14 protein-coding genes and 1 pseudogene are annotated in these 15,087 nt (G+C 47.6%); 2 read left to right on the top strand and 13 right to left on the bottom strand.

Annotation, left to right across the window (positions count from 1 at the left end):
* Positions 1 to 66 precede the first annotated feature (66 nt).
* The 3 genes and pseudogenes from ganA to lutR all read right to left on the bottom strand — a co-directional run bounded on the left by ganA (position 67) and on the right by lutR (position 3,508).
* Entirely contained in the window at positions 67 to 2,130 is a 2,064-nt protein-coding gene (ganA, locus tag SC79_RS13220; protein WP_082022697.1) for a beta-galactosidase GanA, read from the bottom strand.
* Positions 2,131 to 2,360: 230 nt separating this feature from the next.
* Positions 2,361 to 2,615: pseudogene (locus SC79_RS20635) on the bottom strand (hypothetical protein); the annotation flags it as partial.
* A gap of 170 nt (positions 2,616 to 2,785) precedes the next feature.
* Entirely contained in the window at positions 2,786 to 3,508 is a 723-nt protein-coding gene (gene lutR / locus SC79_RS13215; RefSeq protein ID WP_039075443.1) for an L-lactate utilization/bacilysin biosynthesis transcriptional regulator LutR, read from the bottom strand.
* 229 nt (positions 3,509 to 3,737) lie between these two features.
* On the opposite strand from lutR, the gene lutP reads away from it, so the two are divergent.
* The gene (lutP, locus tag SC79_RS13210) at positions 3,738 to 5,435 is read left to right on the top strand and encodes an L-lactate permease LutP (RefSeq protein ID WP_039075442.1); all 1,698 of its coding nucleotides are present in this window, start codon (positions 3,738 to 3,740) and stop codon (positions 5,433 to 5,435) included.
* A 77-nt stretch (positions 5,436 to 5,512) separates the two neighbouring features.
* Here lutP and SC79_RS13205 read toward each other — a convergent pair whose 3' ends face one another.
* The 3 genes from SC79_RS13205 to rpoN form a co-directional block, all read right to left on the bottom strand.
* Entirely contained in the window at positions 5,513 to 5,887 is a 375-nt protein-coding gene (locus tag SC79_RS13205; protein ID WP_231559196.1) for a hypothetical protein, read from the bottom strand.
* A 5-nt stretch (positions 5,888 to 5,892) separates the two neighbouring features.
* Positions 5,893 to 6,096: a helix-turn-helix transcriptional regulator gene (locus SC79_RS13200; protein WP_010328665.1), complete on the bottom strand. Its 204-nt coding sequence runs from the start codon at positions 6,094 to 6,096 to the stop codon at positions 5,893 to 5,895.
* 379 nt (positions 6,097 to 6,475) lie between these two features.
* Positions 6,476 to 7,786 carry an RNA polymerase factor sigma-54 gene (gene rpoN, locus SC79_RS13195; RefSeq protein ID WP_039075440.1) on the bottom strand — a complete coding sequence of 437 codons (1,311 nt, stop codon included), beginning with the start codon at positions 7,784 to 7,786 and terminating at the stop codon, positions 6,476 to 6,478.
* Between the two features lie 78 nt (positions 7,787 to 7,864).
* On the opposite strand from rpoN, the gene yvfG reads away from it, so the two are divergent.
* Positions 7,865 to 8,083 carry a protein YvfG gene (yvfG, locus tag SC79_RS13190; RefSeq protein WP_003235267.1) on the top strand — a complete coding sequence of 73 codons (219 nt, stop codon included), beginning with the start codon at positions 7,865 to 7,867 and terminating at the stop codon, positions 8,081 to 8,083.
* A 9-nt stretch (positions 8,084 to 8,092) separates the two neighbouring features.
* On the opposite strand, the gene SC79_RS13185 is transcribed toward yvfG, so the two are convergent.
* From SC79_RS13185 to SC79_RS13155, 7 genes are read right to left on the bottom strand one after another with little or no spacing between them, the layout of a single operon-like run.
* Positions 8,093 to 9,061 carry a polysaccharide pyruvyl transferase family protein gene (locus SC79_RS13185; protein ID WP_039075439.1) on the bottom strand — a complete coding sequence of 323 codons (969 nt, stop codon included), beginning with the start codon at positions 9,059 to 9,061 and terminating at the stop codon, positions 8,093 to 8,095.
* Entirely contained in the window at positions 9,040 to 10,206 is a 1,167-nt protein-coding gene (locus SC79_RS13180) for a DegT/DnrJ/EryC1/StrS family aminotransferase (RefSeq protein ID WP_039075438.1), read from the bottom strand. Before SC79_RS13180 ends, SC79_RS13185 begins: the two co-directional genes overlap by 22 nt.
* A 16-nt stretch (positions 10,207 to 10,222) precedes the next feature.
* The gene (locus SC79_RS13175; RefSeq protein ID WP_039075437.1) at positions 10,223 to 10,861 is read right to left on the bottom strand and encodes an acetyltransferase; all 639 of its coding nucleotides are present in this window, start codon (positions 10,859 to 10,861) and stop codon (positions 10,223 to 10,225) included.
* Positions 10,858 to 11,466 carry a sugar transferase gene (locus SC79_RS13170; protein ID WP_039075436.1) on the bottom strand — a complete coding sequence of 203 codons (609 nt, stop codon included), beginning with the start codon at positions 11,464 to 11,466 and terminating at the stop codon, positions 10,858 to 10,860. Before SC79_RS13170 ends, SC79_RS13175 begins: the two co-directional genes overlap by 4 nt.
* Entirely contained in the window at positions 11,463 to 12,980 is a 1,518-nt protein-coding gene (locus SC79_RS13165; protein WP_039075435.1) for an MATE family efflux transporter, read from the bottom strand. The genes SC79_RS13170 and SC79_RS13165 overlap by 4 nt, the downstream gene beginning before the upstream one ends.
* Positions 12,977 to 14,011, bottom strand: coding sequence for a glycosyltransferase (locus SC79_RS13160; protein ID WP_039075434.1), 1,035 nt, complete (start codon positions 14,009 to 14,011; stop codon positions 12,977 to 12,979). Before SC79_RS13160 ends, SC79_RS13165 begins: the two co-directional genes overlap by 4 nt.
* Positions 14,008 to 15,084: a polysaccharide pyruvyl transferase family protein gene (locus tag SC79_RS13155; RefSeq protein WP_039075433.1), complete on the bottom strand. Its 1,077-nt coding sequence runs from the start codon at positions 15,082 to 15,084 to the stop codon at positions 14,008 to 14,010. Before SC79_RS13155 ends, SC79_RS13160 begins: the two co-directional genes overlap by 4 nt.
* Positions 15,085 to 15,087 lie beyond the last annotated feature (3 nt).

Genomic DNA, 15,087 nt, shown 5'->3' with positions numbered 1-15,087 from the left:
CCCCATGCTAAACGCTTTCAAAAGTAAATAAAAAAGAATCCGCCCATATCGAGCGGAGGCATCAGCCTAATGTGTGTTTACGATGATTCTCACTTCATATTTCTCCATCGTCAGGTCGCCGGATAATCGTTCTCCGGTCATCATATCTTTCACACTCTGATCAAACGTGACCAGCTGTTTTTCTTCCGTGAAATTCATGACAAAAATATAATCATTGTCCTGATCCTGCCTCGCTTGTACGGAGACGCCTTTTCCGTGCCGAACCGAAAAAACAGGAGAAAGAGACAGATCTGTGATCAGTCCTTCATAGAAATCCCGATGAAATTGATCCTCCAAACGGGCGCCGATAAAATACGCCTTGCCCCGCTGATACTGATGGCTTGTGACCGCTGGCGCACGCGCATAAAAATCTTCTTGATACACGGCTTCTACAGATGCGGTCTTTACATCGATCACCGTTGCATAATCCTTCATTTCATATGATTGGCTGCGATAGCTCACAGCATTTCGATCCTTTGGGTACAGCGTATCGGTTTCTAGAGGCTCAATTCCGAAAATCGCTTGCAGGTCTGGATGCCATCCGCCTGTGTACGTTAAATCATGCTCATTTACAATCCCGCTGATATATGTCATGACTAAGGTGCCGCCACGAGACACAAACGCTTTCAAACGGGAAATGGTGTTTTCACTGATTAAATAAAGCATGGGGACGATCAGCAGTTGATATGGTGAAAAATCTTGTTCTTTCGTGATGACATCGACAGGGATATCGTGTTCCCAGAACGTGCGGTAATGCTGCTGAAGGGTTTGCACGTAACGTTTTGTCGCCTTCGCATACCCCTGAGCGTCCTCGAGTGCCCAATGGTTTTCCCAGTCATATAAAATAGCGGTTTCAGCCGGCCTCTTCGTTCCGACAACCTCGGACAGCCGTTCTAATATTTCGCCGGTTTTGGCCACTTCCTGAAAGACCCGGTTCTTCGGGCTATTGTCATGATCTACTATTGCTCCGTGCAATTTTTCTGATGATCCGCGCGATTTGCGGTATTGGAAATAGAGAACGCTGTCCGAGCCGTGGGCAATCATCTGCATAGACGACAGCACATTCATGCCCGGGCGCTTCGCCTTGTTGACGTTATGCCAATTGACCGCGCTTGGCGTACACTCCATTAATAAGAAAGGCTGCTGCTTCAGGCTTCGGTATAGGTCATTGATGAAGCCGACCTTCATCGCCAAATCAGCTGTGCTTTCCCAGTCATTGTGCCAGACCGGGTAAGCGTCCCAGCTGATGACATCGACATGCTTTGCAAACTTGCTGTAGTCGAGGCCCTGATACGGGATCAAATCCGGTGTGTCAGCCATAAAGTTCGTTGTGATCGGAATATCAGGTGTCAGTTCTCTCAGCGGGATGATTTCATTTTCATAAAACGAAATCGTTTGCTCAGTGACGAACCGGCGCCAGTCTAAGTTCAGGCCGTGCAAGCCATTTTCACCGATCGGCGATGGACTTTCAATTTGTAACCAGTCATTGAATGTATGGCTCCAAAAAGGAGTCCACCACGCATGGTTCAATGTCTTGAGGCTGTTGTCATATTTTGCTTTCAGCCATTCCCTGAAAGCATGCTGGCATAGATCGCAATGGCACTCTCCACCGTATTCGTTTGAAATATGCCACATTAACAACGCCGGATGATTGCCGTATCGTTCTGCTAATAGCCGGTTGATGTGACGTGTTTTTTCACGGTAGACTTTAGATGTGAGGCAGTGGTTGTGCCTTCCGCCGTGCAGCTGCTTGACGCGGGAAGCATTGACGCGCAAAACTTCAGGATAGGCTTGCGAAAGCCAGGCAGGACGCGCTCCGCTTGGGGTTGCTAATATGACCCGGCCGCCGATGCTGTGAATCCGTTCAAAAATATCATCAAGCCATTCAAATTGATACACGCCCTCCTCCGGCTCAAGCGCGCTCCATGCAAAAATGCCGACAGAAAAGGTATTCGTATGAGAAAGCTTCATCAGCTTAATATCATCGGCTAGAATATCAGGCCGATCCAGCCACTGATCAGGATTGTAGTCTCCTCCGTGCAGCATAAATGTTGCATCTGTTACATGCTTTTTTTCAAGCTTTGACATCATATTCCTCCTCCTTCATCTCTTCACCTTTTGTTCCCCCCGCGGTTCATCCGGACACAAAATGCTTTTGCAGCTAGTTATGAAAGCGCTTCAAAAATAATATAGCACGACTGGAAAAATGAGCAAACCAACTATTTACCTCTATCAATAAATTTTTTACCTAAAAAATGGCTTAGTCTCCTAAGCCATTCTTAATTCATTCTCTTTCTGACGATGAATTCCGCGCCCATATATCATGTTTTTACTGATCTTCTCTTGTACGGCACTTGTTCAAGCAGCATTTCAACAGCATTTTTGCATAATTCATGTATATGAATATGAAGCGTCATCAGAGGGAGGACGAGACATACTTTACGAAAGTGATGTTACCGATGCTCTTATGCCCTTTCCCGCTCAGGATATGTACTGTTTTCCTTGTCATTTGAGCAAAATCGGGCCTGACCGAGTTCAAAATGATCGGGATCAGGCGTTGAATCGAAAATCCCGCTTCCCTATTGCTTCTGCTTCCATTATTCAGCTCACATTCATTTTAGTAAAATATTTTACTTTGTTTTTCACAAATGGTAAGTGCTGCTGCAAGTAAAAAAGACTGAGCCATTGGCGGCTCAGTCTCGGTTATTCATTTGGCAATGGCAGAATTGCCCGGGAAATGAGTTGGTTATTGCACATTTTCCTCGAAATATCCCGAAAGCACATCTTCCACATTCGTTAAATGCGCCAGCATGGCAGCCTCCGCCTGCGCTCCATCCTGCGCAGCCACGGCATTGTAAATTCGTTCATGCTCCTCATAAAGCCGCTGAACTGAAGTCTTCTTGGAAAACAGCCAGATTTTCCTTGTTTCTCTCATCGTTTCCAGCAGCAATGATGAAACGTGGTTCATCAGATGTTTAAGAAGATCGTTCTGGGAAGCGTCAGCCAGCGCCAGATGAAATGCGAAGTCGGCTTTCTCTCCAAGCTCCCCGTCTGTTTCAATGCTGCCCATTTCCTTTAACGCAGCATGGATTCTTTCGAGATCGTCTTCTGTTCGTTTTTCAGCAGCTAATGTTGCCACCCCGATTTCAAGCAGTTTTCTGACCTCGAGCAGCTGCTTGACGTCCTCTTTTTTCATGAGAAGGGCAGCTGAGAGCGGCTGAGAAATTTGATTGAGCTCAAATTCCTTCAGGTAGGTGCCTTCTCCCTGTTTCATTTCGACAAGCCCCATCGCTTTTAAGGCGGAAAGGGCTTCGCGAACCGCTGAGCGGCTGACTTGAAAGCTTTCGGAAAGCGCCTGAACGGAGTCTAATTTATCTCCTGGCTTCAATTCGCCATTTTTGATCATATCTAATAGTGCGTCCGCCACTTCTTCATATATTTTCTTTGTTTTGATTTGTTTATATTTCAATGCAATTCACCCCGTAACTTGTAGATCTGGCTGTTTACGATCTATTATACTCTGTTTTGGGGGGCGCCAAAAGATTTTGACAATTTTGTCAAAAAGTCTTGTACTTTGTTTTTTTTCAAAATATAATGCTAGGTAACTGGTCTTATTACCAAGTCATCAGATGATCATATCATCATCTTTAGAAACCGCTTACACATACGCCAGTTTATGTTTCAAGGAGGGGTTTGGGATGCAATGGACACAGGCATATACGCCTATAGGGGGAAATTTGCTTTTATCAGCGCTTGCCGCACTTGTACCGATTATTTTCTTTTTTTGGGCGCTCGCGATTAAACGGATGAAGGGGTATACAGCGGGCTTGTCCACCTTGGGCATCGCACTTGTGATTGCTGTATTGGTTTATCGGATGCCGGCGGAAAAAGCGCTGATGTCCGCCACACAAGGAGCCGTATACGGTTTATTGCCGATCGGCTGGATCATTGTAACGTCTGTTTTTTTGTATAAAATTACTGTGAAAACGGGACAGTTTGATATCATTCGCAGTTCTGTTCTCTCGATTACGGATGACCGCCGGCTTCAGGCGCTCCTGATCGCTTTCTCATTCGGGGCTTTTCTAGAAGGAGCGGCCGGCTTCGGAGCGCCGGTCGCCATTTCTGCCGCGCTGCTGGTGGGCCTCGGCTTTAATCCTCTTTATGCGGCGGGAATCTGTTTGATTGCCAATACGGCGCCGGTTGCCTTTGGCGCGATTGGGATTCCGATTACAGCCGTAGAAGGTCCGACAGGGATTCCGGCGATGGACATTTCGCAAATGGTTGGGCGGCAGCTGCCGTTTTTATCCGTTTTTATTCCTCTTTATTTACTGATCATCATGAGCGGGTTCAGGAAAGCCTTTGAGGTCTGGCCTGCAATTCTCGTTTCCGGTGTTTCCTTTGCTGTCGTTCAATATCTTAGCTCCAATTTTTTGGGGCCTGAGCTGCCGGATGTTTTGTCGGCGCTTGTTTCGATGGCTGCGCTTGCTGTGTTTTTGAAATGGTGGAAGCCGAAAACAACATTCCGTTTTGCCGGTGAACAGGAATCTGCCGCCGCGATTGAAACAGCGAAAACGAATCCGGCAGCGCCTGGGTATAGCGGCAGACAGATATTTAAAGCCTGGTCGCCATTTCTGCTGCTGACAGTTATGATTTCTGTATGGGGCATTCCATCTGTCAAATCCGCGCTGACCGGGCATTATGAAGGCGCCGCTGTTTTCTTGAAGTGGCTGAATACAGTTGGCGAAAAACTGACGTTTGCCCCTGGTGTGCCTCTGTTGAACAATCAAATTGTCAATGCTGACGGTACGCCGATTGAAGCACTTTACAAGCTTGAGGTGCTTGGGTCGGCCGGCACTGCGATATTGATTGCCGCTGTGCTGTCAAAATTTATCACGGCGATTTCGTGGAGAGACTGGGGAGCTGTTTTAAAAGAAACGATCCAAGAGTTGAAGTTTCCGATTTTGACCATCGCTTCTGTCGTTGGTTTTGCCTATGTCACCAACTCCTCTGGAATGAGTACGACACTCGGGATGACACTCGCGCTGACAGGCTCGATGTTTACCTTCTTTTCGCCTGTTCTCGGCTGGCTCGGCGTCTTTATTACCGGCTCTGATACGTCTGCCAACCTGCTGTTCGGCAACCTGCAGAAAGTCACCGCGTTATCAGTCGGCATGGACCCTGTTCTGTCTGTGGCCGCCAATTCATCAGGCGGTGTCACCGGAAAAATGATTTCGCCGCAGTCGATCGCGGTGGCATGCGCCGCGGTAGGGCTGGCCGGGAAGGAGTCGGATCTATTCCGTTTTACGATTAAGCACAGCTTGTTTTTGCTGCTGCTCGTTTGCATCATCACCTTTTTGCAGCATCACGTGTTCAGCTGGATGATTCCAGGAGGATGATGCTGTCTGATCAGTCAAGTTAATCGAGAAAGAATAATAAGAACTGGCAGAATGTCAAGTCCGCCAGTTCTTATTTACTAGTATTTTTTTGATAATATTACCCACGATGAGAAGGTCGTAATGATGGTTAAGGATACTAAAATCCTCATGATTTCAACCGCCGATAACGCCACTGTGCTGAATTGCATACTGAACATGATTATTACGCAGTATATCAATACAAAGTAAAGCGCGTACTGCATTCCTTTTTGCTTAATCAAGGTTGCTCTTTCATCTTTTTCTTTGAAATGCGGATAAATATAGCCCGCAGCAAAACTTAAATAAGACAGAGCTCCCCACATTAATAATTCAGTAAAGGAAACAGAATGTGTCGCGATTTGAAAAAAGGTTTTTGTAAGTAAAATCATTGTGAATAAAACGCCAATTATGAAGTAAACCTTTTGTAACTTCATGAATTTCACCTCTCATTCTCTTCTTCATAAAACATGTTCTCGACAATGGTATGAAATGTTTTCGCGATTGCTAATGCTAACGGCAAAGAAGGATTATATTTTTCTTTCTCAATTGATATGATCGTTTGTCTGCTGACATTTAGCAGCTCAGCTAATTGATCTTGAGAATATCCATATTTCTTTCTGTATTCTATTAACCTATTTTTCAAAGGAATGACCTCTTTTTCCAAAAATTATACAATAAATCCATTTTGACGTAAAGTTCGCTTTACATTTTATAAAGGCTTCTCCACCCTAATTACACAATAAAATCCTCCCTTTCCGGGAGGATTCAGATTGTTGACAAAGTCATAAAATGGTTTTCGTTTTATGACTTTGTCATCTTTTCAGCGTGATTGAAAACCCTTGAAGTCTAGGAAGGACGAGCATTGGAGCAGACTTTCACAGGATGTGATGACGGCGGTGTTTAGGCAGGACGCCTAAGCATTTAACCGCCGTTCCTTTCGCCATTCGTGAGCACCAACGTGCAGGACTGACAACGAATGCGAGGGTTTGTCGACACGCTGATCCTCCCTTTCCGGGAGGATTTCATTTATACCGTTTTCTGGCCGCCGATGACGGAATGTTCAATTGATCGCGGTATTTTGCCACAGTGCGTCTGGAGATTTGAATGCCGTGCTGTTCATTTAGCAAATCGGCAAGCTTTTGATCTGAGAACGGTTTTGTTTTATCCTCTTGGTTGATCAGGTCTTCAAGATGGGTTTTAACTGCATAGTTAGACGCATCTCCATCTCCTGAGGCCTCGGCTTTTGCTGAGAAAAAGAGTTTCATCTCAAACAGTCCGTACGGTGTTTGTAGCGTTTTTCCTTTGATTGCCCGGCTTACAGTTGATTCATGAAGGCTTAGACAGTCTGCTACTTCTCTGAGAGTCAGCGGCTTCATTGCGCTTCGCCCCTTCAGAAAGAACTCTCTTTGCCGTGTGATCAGCTCACTGACAATTCTCGTGATCGTCTGTTTTCGCTGTCGCAGCGCGCGGTCCAGCCAGCGCCATTCCTGATATTTCGCAGATAAATAAGAAGCGGTATCCTGACAGGAACCCGACGATAAAAGCGGTCTGTACTGCGATTGCAGTTCTATTTCCGGAAACGAACGGGTATTCAGCTCCGCTGCGATGTGCCCGTTTTTCACAATGATAAAAATGTCAGGCTCGATATACATATCTTGCTCTGGCCGTGCAAACAGAAGGCCCGGTCTTGGATGAAGAGCTGCGATGTCATCAGAGATATCTTGAATCGTCTGAAGCGGAATTCCAGTCACTTTTGAAAGCGCTTTCCAATTCTTTTGCGCAAAAGCTTCAAAATGAGCGGAAACAAGCATTTCCGCTTGTTCATTTCTGTTCGGCAGCCGCTGTAATTGGAGAAGAATGCATTCCCGCAGAGATCTTGCGCCAATTCCAGCTGGCTCTAACGACTGAAGCTTTGCCAAAACCGCTTCCGCTTCCTTGGCCGAAACAGATAGCCGCCGTGCTGCCTCCTCCATATCTTCTTCCAAGTACCCGTTTGAATCAAGCGAATGAATCAGATAATGAAAAATCTTTTTTTCAGTGTTTGTCAGATTCATATCGAGTGCCTGCTGTTTTAACACATCCTGCAATGTTTTTTGCGGATCACTTAATTGGAGGCCTGCTTCCTGCGCATTCATCCTGTTTTTATTTGTTTTATGGTAAGATAGTGGCGGTGTGTCTGTTTCCTTTCGTTCAATAAGAGGGTTTTCCAGTGAGAGCTCATCAATGTATTCGGCCAGTTCTGCCGAATGATAGCCAAGCAGCGTGATGGCCTGCCTGAGCTCCTGTGTCAGTTGAGGCTTTAATACTTGTACTTGCTGAAGTTTCATATCCATCTTGCTCACTCCCCTTTCTTCATTGTACATGATTGAGGTCACACCGTATATATTTATGAAAAAGGAGCTGCCAAAGAAATGTCTGAACTTTTTTCCGTCCCTTATTTTATTGAGAATTTCAAACAGCATATTGAAATGAATCAGTCTGAGGATAAAATCCATGCGATGAATAGCTACTACCGTTCCGTCGTCTCAACGCTTGTTCAGGATCAGCTGACGAAAAACGCAGTTGTTCTGAAACGGATTCAGCATTTAGATGAAGCGTACAACAAAGTCAAACGGGGAGAATCAAAATAAACCTTCCGCTCACATGTGAGCAGGAAGGTTTTCCTTTTTTGAGGTGTTCTGGATGAGTCGGGTGTTCGGCACGTCTTCCATCCAGGTGTGATAGTAATTGGCGTTTTTCCCGTAGGAATTATCAATGACCGTGTTTTCTTTTTGAAGCAGAGAGGACAGGATGTGGCCGTGCAGCCTTGACGTTTCCACCGATTCGTAGCGGCTGAAAAACCGAATCGCTTTTTTGACGATAGAATCAGAGTATTTTTCCCATATATACGCGATGGGCAGAGGGTTGCCCGCTTTTTTATTCAGGACGTTCAGCGTTTGCAGAAAAGCGATCGTCCGGCGGTCTGAAGCTGACAGCACCGTGCGCCAGTCGTAGCTTTCCGCGTTTGCGTGTTCCTGAAGCTCCTTGTTCGCTTCGTGATCGGTCCTGATGAATCTCAGCTTTTGATTGATCGGCTGCTGCGTGGAAGCGACAGGAAACAGCTGATGGGCCATATCAGGCAGAAGCTTAATTTGATTGCTTGCAAAATAAGCCTGCGCCGTTGCATAAGAAGCTCTTTCCCTTGTGATGATATGGAGATTCGCATGCTTAGAAAAAATCTCCGCCGTCCGTTTGAGATTGTCTTTATTTTGGAAATAAATCGATTGCGGCAGGATCACGATTTTGTGATTAGGATAGGCTTGGACGATTTTTTCTCTAAAGCCTTGGTAATACGGATACAAATCCCCAAAGTTGCCTCCTCCCTGGCAGACGATGATGAGATTTGGATCCAGTTTTCGCCCAAGTGGAAAATTGTCGGGATTCCAGCGTTTTCTGACACGGATCCCATGTTCTTTGAAGAAGGCCTCTGTTCCCTTCATAATAAATAAATCCCCTACATTTCCGTATAGAGGATAGTCGGCATAGATGACCTCGGATTGTTTCGGAATGACGTCGAGCAGCCCGGACAGTTTTTGTTTCAGGCTGATCATCGAATGCTTGCTGTCCATTTCTTCACCTCGGCAGTTTGGAATAAATGCAATAAAACATCAATGACCCTGTCTTGCTCTTCTTCCGTCAGGTTTGATCCTGATGGGAGACAGATTCCTCGCTTGAAAAGGTCCTCGCATATGCTTACTGAACCTTCATGAGCATAAAATAAAGACGGATCAAACAGTGGCTGGGTATGGAGGGGCTTCCACAGCGGGCGCGCTTCAATGTTTTCTTCCGCAAGGTGTTGAACCGCGTCATATGGGCTCAGCCCGTTATCAAGCGTGAGCGTGGTGAGCCAGCGATTGGACACACCTGCTGCATGCTCCGGCATAAAACGGACGCCGTTTATATGACCGAGCGCGTTTTTGTATCTTGTGAAAATGGCCCTTCTTTTCTCCACCCGCTCATCCAGCACCTCAAGCTGGGCAATGCCGACACCGGCCAGAATATTGCTTAGCCTGTAATTATGTCCGGTTTCGCTGTGCTGATAATGAACAGCCGGCTCACGTGCCTGCGAAGCAAGAAATCGGGCTTTTTCAATGGCGGCTTCATCGTTTGAAACGAGCATCCCGCCGCCTGATGTGGTGATGATTTTGTTCCCGTTAAACGAAAAAATGCCGAAGCGCCCGAATGTCCCGCTTTGCTTCCCTTTATACACTGTGCCGAGCGATTCGGCTGCGTCCTCAATGACGGGAACTCCATATGTATCACACAGGCTGACGATGTCATCCATTTTCGCGCTTTGCCCATATAGATTGACGGCAATAACCGCTTTAGGCAGCTTTCCGCTTCTTTTCGCATCCTCCAGCGCTCTTTCCAGGGCTTTCGGCGACATATTCCATGTATCAGGCTCTGAATCAATAAAAACGGGCACCGCTTTTTCATACAAGATTGGGTTGGCGGTTGCTACAAATGTGAAGGACTGGCAAAATACGCTGTCCCCTTCTTTTACCTCTAGCAAACGCAGCGCCAGATGAATCGCCGCCGTGCCAGAGCTGACCGCTGCCGCTCCTTTTACGCCGACGCGCTCGGCCAGCTGTTCTTCAAATGAATTCACAAGCGGCCCAAGGGGCGCAATCCAGTTTGAGCGAAAGGCTTCTGAAATATAGTGCTGCTCTCTGCCGCTCATGTGAGGGGGAGATAAGTAGATTCTTTTATTCATGTCATCATCCTTTGTTTTAGGTTTGAATGGGAGAAATAATGCGCGCCGGGGCACCGGCCGCCGTTACCCTGTCCGGTATGGAACGGATTACCGCGGAGCCGGCGCCGACAATGCTCCAAGACCCGATTGTGAGCTGCGGTATGACGGCCGCGCCGGTTCCGACGTGAGCGCCTTCTTGAACGGCGACCGCTCCTGACAGTGTGACACGCGGAGAAAGATGAACAAAATCGCTGATGTGATTGTCGTGTTCTGCCACCGCGCCTGTATTGATGATGCAATGGGCGCCGATCCGCACATCCGCCTGAATGATCGCGCCCGCCATAATCACGGTCCCTTCCCCGATGACAGCGGACTTGCTGACGATGGCTGACGGGTGAATCAATGTAATGAAATCTTCTTTATTCAGTCCCAGCCGCTCCGCCTGCTGTTTTCTGATACTGTTGTTTCCGATGGCGATCAGAAACAACACATCGGGAATAAGCCTGCGCACTTCAGAAACGGCTTCCGGCGGGCCTGTATACCATTCTTTTCCGGCTTCAAACGTTCGGAATTTATCATCCAGCACCGCGGCTAAGCACGTGTCTGACCGGGCGTTTATCAGCTCTCTGATCACCTTTCCGTGCCCGCCGTCACCCACAATGGCAACGTTTCTCATGAGGACACATCTCCGCTTCCTGTAAACCGTTCCGCGGTCACATGATTGGTTTGCTGAATCCCTTCTGACACAAGCACCTTTCGCACGGTCAAACATAAAATTTTCATATCGAGAAAAAATGATCGGTTGTCAACGTACCAAACATCTAATTCAAATTTCTTTTCCCAGGAAATCGCGTTTCTGCCGTTGATTTGCGCCCAGCCTGTAATTCCCGGCTTCACCTCATGGCGCCGTGCCTGCTTTTCTGTATAAAGAGGCAGATAGTCCATCAAAAGCGGCCGCGGGCCGACAAGGCTGAGATCGCCTTTTAGGACATTCAGCAGCTGCGGAAGCTCATCGATGCTCAGCTTTCTGATCAGCCTGCCCGTTTTCGTCAGCCGGACTTCATCAGGCAGCAGATGTCCTTCACTATCCCGTTCATCTGTCATCGTTCGGAATTTATAAAGGGTGAACGGCTTGCCGTTCAGGCCCGGCCTTACTTGCTTAAAGAAGACGGGTGATCCTATTTTCAGCCTGACAACGGCGATAGCGAGCAGTATGATGGCACTCGTACAGCACAATAAAACAATGGCGGCCGTCAAATCAAAAAGTCGTTTCAGGATCAAAGATTCACAGCTCCTTTCGTTTTTCGAATCCGTTTTAGCACCAGCTGTCTTTCCTCTTTTGTACAAACGAACATAAAAGCGAAAACGGCGTAGCAGCAGCTGACTGTCATTCCCGCCGCTATCAGTGATGTCCAGCCATCAATTTTCACCATGAACTGGATTGCCACACAAACCGCCCAGGCAAACACAGCCGCTGAAAGAGGCCCGATAAGTCCTTTAAAGAGCACGTGCTTTTTATAGCCGGTCATGCGTGATACATAAAGCGGCGTAAAGATGGCATTTTTCAAAATAAGGGAAATCGCCCCGGCCAATGTTATGCCGTACAAACCGAGATGTGCAGGCCCGCTCAGCGTGACGGCCAGCACCACATTCACCGCGCCTAACAGCAGGGTAACGATCGCCGGCGTTTTTTGCTTATTAAAGGCGGTCCAGATATAAAACAGCGGCATAAAGGCGAGGCTTACGACCAAATATCCGGCATGAATATATAAAATCGGCGCGATAGACGAAAAGGACGGTCCGAGCCAGATCGTCAGAAAAGGCCCCGCCAGCCCGCCCAATAAGGCAGCCGGAAGCGCAAGCAGAAGGCCGTTCAGCCTCACCGCCTTATTGGCGTAACTCACCAATCCGTCCATATCGCCTTCTGAATAAAACGAAGTGATAAGAGGCGCAAACAGGGATGCGACCGTTCCAGCCAAGCTGCGCAGCAGCAGCGGAAACTGGATAATCGCCGCGTATTTTCCGGCTTCGGATGCTCCCAGCACCAAATTGGCGGTTAATAGATCAATCTGCAAAAAAAGCAGGACGCCGATTTGATTGACGGAGCTCCATGCGCCCGCCTGAAATAGCTCCTTGCTTATGCGGAAAGAAAGATCCTTCATACGAAACGAGAACCATGGAATCAGTTTTTTGAAGAAAAAGAAAGAAAGCACAGACGCGATGACAGCACCAGCTAAAGCGGCAAGCTGGATCTGCCAGATTTTCGGCGCAAAGCATCCGAACAGAAGCAGGACAGACAGCACGCGTACAAGCATTTGCACCGCCTGAATGGAGCTCGTGATGTAAAGGCGGTTGGCATAAAATGGCGCAGCGCCGAAACCCGCCATCAGAAATGTCAAAATGAACAGCAGGCTGCCGATTAAAATCGACAGACGTACATCAGCCAAAAGCGCCTGCGGCACGTTCATGACCCGGTCAATTAAGAAAGCCGACCCCGCAAGAGGCAGCAACAGAAGCAACGAAATCAATACAGACGCCGCCAAATAATTGCTGATATACGCATTTGCTTTATCCCGCTCTCCCCTATGTGCGGCGACAGAAAAAAAACGCACGACAACCGAGCTTAGCGCGACGGTGATGATCGAAAAGTAATTGATCACATTTTGCGTCAAATGAACAAAACCGAACGCTTCCACACCAAGCGTTTTGACAATAAAAGGCGTCATCCAGACCGAAAGGAAAACGGACAAGAGAAAAGCCGTGAGATTCGCACTGAGGTTGATCGTGAATTTCATGCCTGCTTCGCACTGCCTTTCATCGCTCCCCGCTGCTCGAAAAACAGCTTGATGAGAAATGTAAGCCGCAATTTGGACAAGCCTAATATCAAACGCTCGCCTCGTAATAATTTCTCATGCTGAACCGGCGTATGTCTGATGGCCTGCCGCACCATGTCATAGGATAAAATGTGTTTGATCTGCTTTTTGATCACTTTCGGCGGGTTCGGTGAAGCACAAGCGTTTGCCAGAAGCATCGGAAGCTGGTGCTTGCAAATGTACACATTCAAATCTTCTATGCATGCGCCTGCTAAACCGTAACGATTGTAGAATGCGATTTTCGCCTGATATTGCTTTTGAATGTGTTCATCCATCGCCGGCTTATAAGGGACTTCTGTCAGGCTGTTCGGGTTTTCGCGATAGACGTACAAGCCTTCATCCAGCATTTTCACCCGCTCCGCTTCGCAAAAAGCAGACAAATTGAAGGGAGAGTCTTCAGCGAAACGGATGTCTTCATCAAACATCAGATTCGCTCTCTCCAAAAGCTCACGGCGATACACATAACGCCATACATACCAGATAAACCTCGTTTCGTGAGCATATGTAAGCTGTTCAGCGATTTCCGGTTTTGTCAGTACGCGGTTTGTGTCAAGCTGCGGAGGCACATATGTCCGACTGTCCGCTGACTGCTTGTAAAAACCGCAGCCAACGATGTCGAGCCGGTTCTCCATCGCTTCTTCTATCAGTTTTCGGAACATGGCGGAAGATACATAATCGTCTCCGTCCACAAAGCCGATGAACGTCCCCCGCGCGGCCTCTATTCCCGTATTTCGTGCCGAACTCAACCCGCCGTTATTCTGATGAATGACCCGGATTCTCGCATCACGTTTTGCATAATCCTCTGCAATCTCGCCAGAACGATCCGGCGATCCGTCATTCACAAGGATGACTTCCATATCAGAAAGCGTTTGGCGAAGCAGTGAATCAATGCACGCTTCTATAAATGGCTCAACGTTATACATCGGGACAACAATGCTGACGAGCGGGGTCATTGCGCTTCACCGCTGATTTTGTCACGCAGCCCTTTAAAATATAAATCTCTTGGAAAGCCGCCGCGTGTTGTTTCTTTTGTTAACAGCTCTTTTACTGAGGCTGTCACGCGTTTAGGGTCCGGATGTTCAATCAGCGTCATGTAAGGGATGTCTTTGAGCCATTGATAGCCTTCCATCACCTTGTGGTCAAAGGAGCGGATGACGACACACGGCGTTCCTGTCAGCGCGCAAAAAATCATGCCATGAAGCCTGTCAGTGACAACGGCTTCTGCGCTTTGCAGCTTAGACCACAGCGCTTCAAGCTCCTTCTCCCGGGAATCGCGGCCGACCCGGCGTCCAATTGTTGTCGTAAAAGCTTTAATGTCGCCGAATTCTTCAAAAAGCGCTGCCTTCACCTTGCTTCTCTCATCTTCTTTAAACACGCTTTCCTGATCCTCGCGCAAACACATATAAACCCCGTCGCGCTCTGCGGGGGTCTTGCTTTTGTCTAAATACAGCACCATGTCCGGCTGCTTCAAAATCGTTTTTTCTTGAAAATGCTGTTTCATGAATTGATACGTTGTTTCATCACGCGCCATCAGCAACAGGCCGGGGTGCGCGTTATAAATTTTCTGAGCCCGTTTCAGCTCTTTGCGCCCCTTTTTCGTGTCAGAAAAATGAGCCGTTGCCGGCAGCTGGACAACTCGGTAGTCGTGAAATGTTTTAATGATAAAGCGGCGCGTCCACTCCTCATAGCGGTATAAATCACCCATGTTTCCGCCGCCGATGATAAAGACCATATCCTCCGGATGGCGCGATCGGAGCAGCGCTTTTGCTGATTTGTACATGTCCTTCATATCGACCTCAACGATGTCAAAATCAGGGTATTCCCGTTCAAGAAATGCCTTGCTGGCATAAGCAATCGCGTGATCCCCCAAATTGTCATGGGACGGCAGCAGGGTCAGTATGATTTTTTTCTGATTCGATGGGGCCTTTACCGGCTGATCAGCCGTACCCAGCCAATATTGGGACGGGTACTTGACCTTAAGCAGCAGCCATTCTGCAAGATTGATTTTCAACGATTGTAACGACATGTC

It is taken from the genome of Bacillus sp. MSP13 (assembly GCF_000815295.1).
Lineage (GTDB): Bacteria > Bacillota > Bacilli > Bacillales > Bacillaceae > Bacillus > Bacillus vallismortis.
This window is presented reverse-complemented; position numbering and strand designations above follow the sequence as displayed.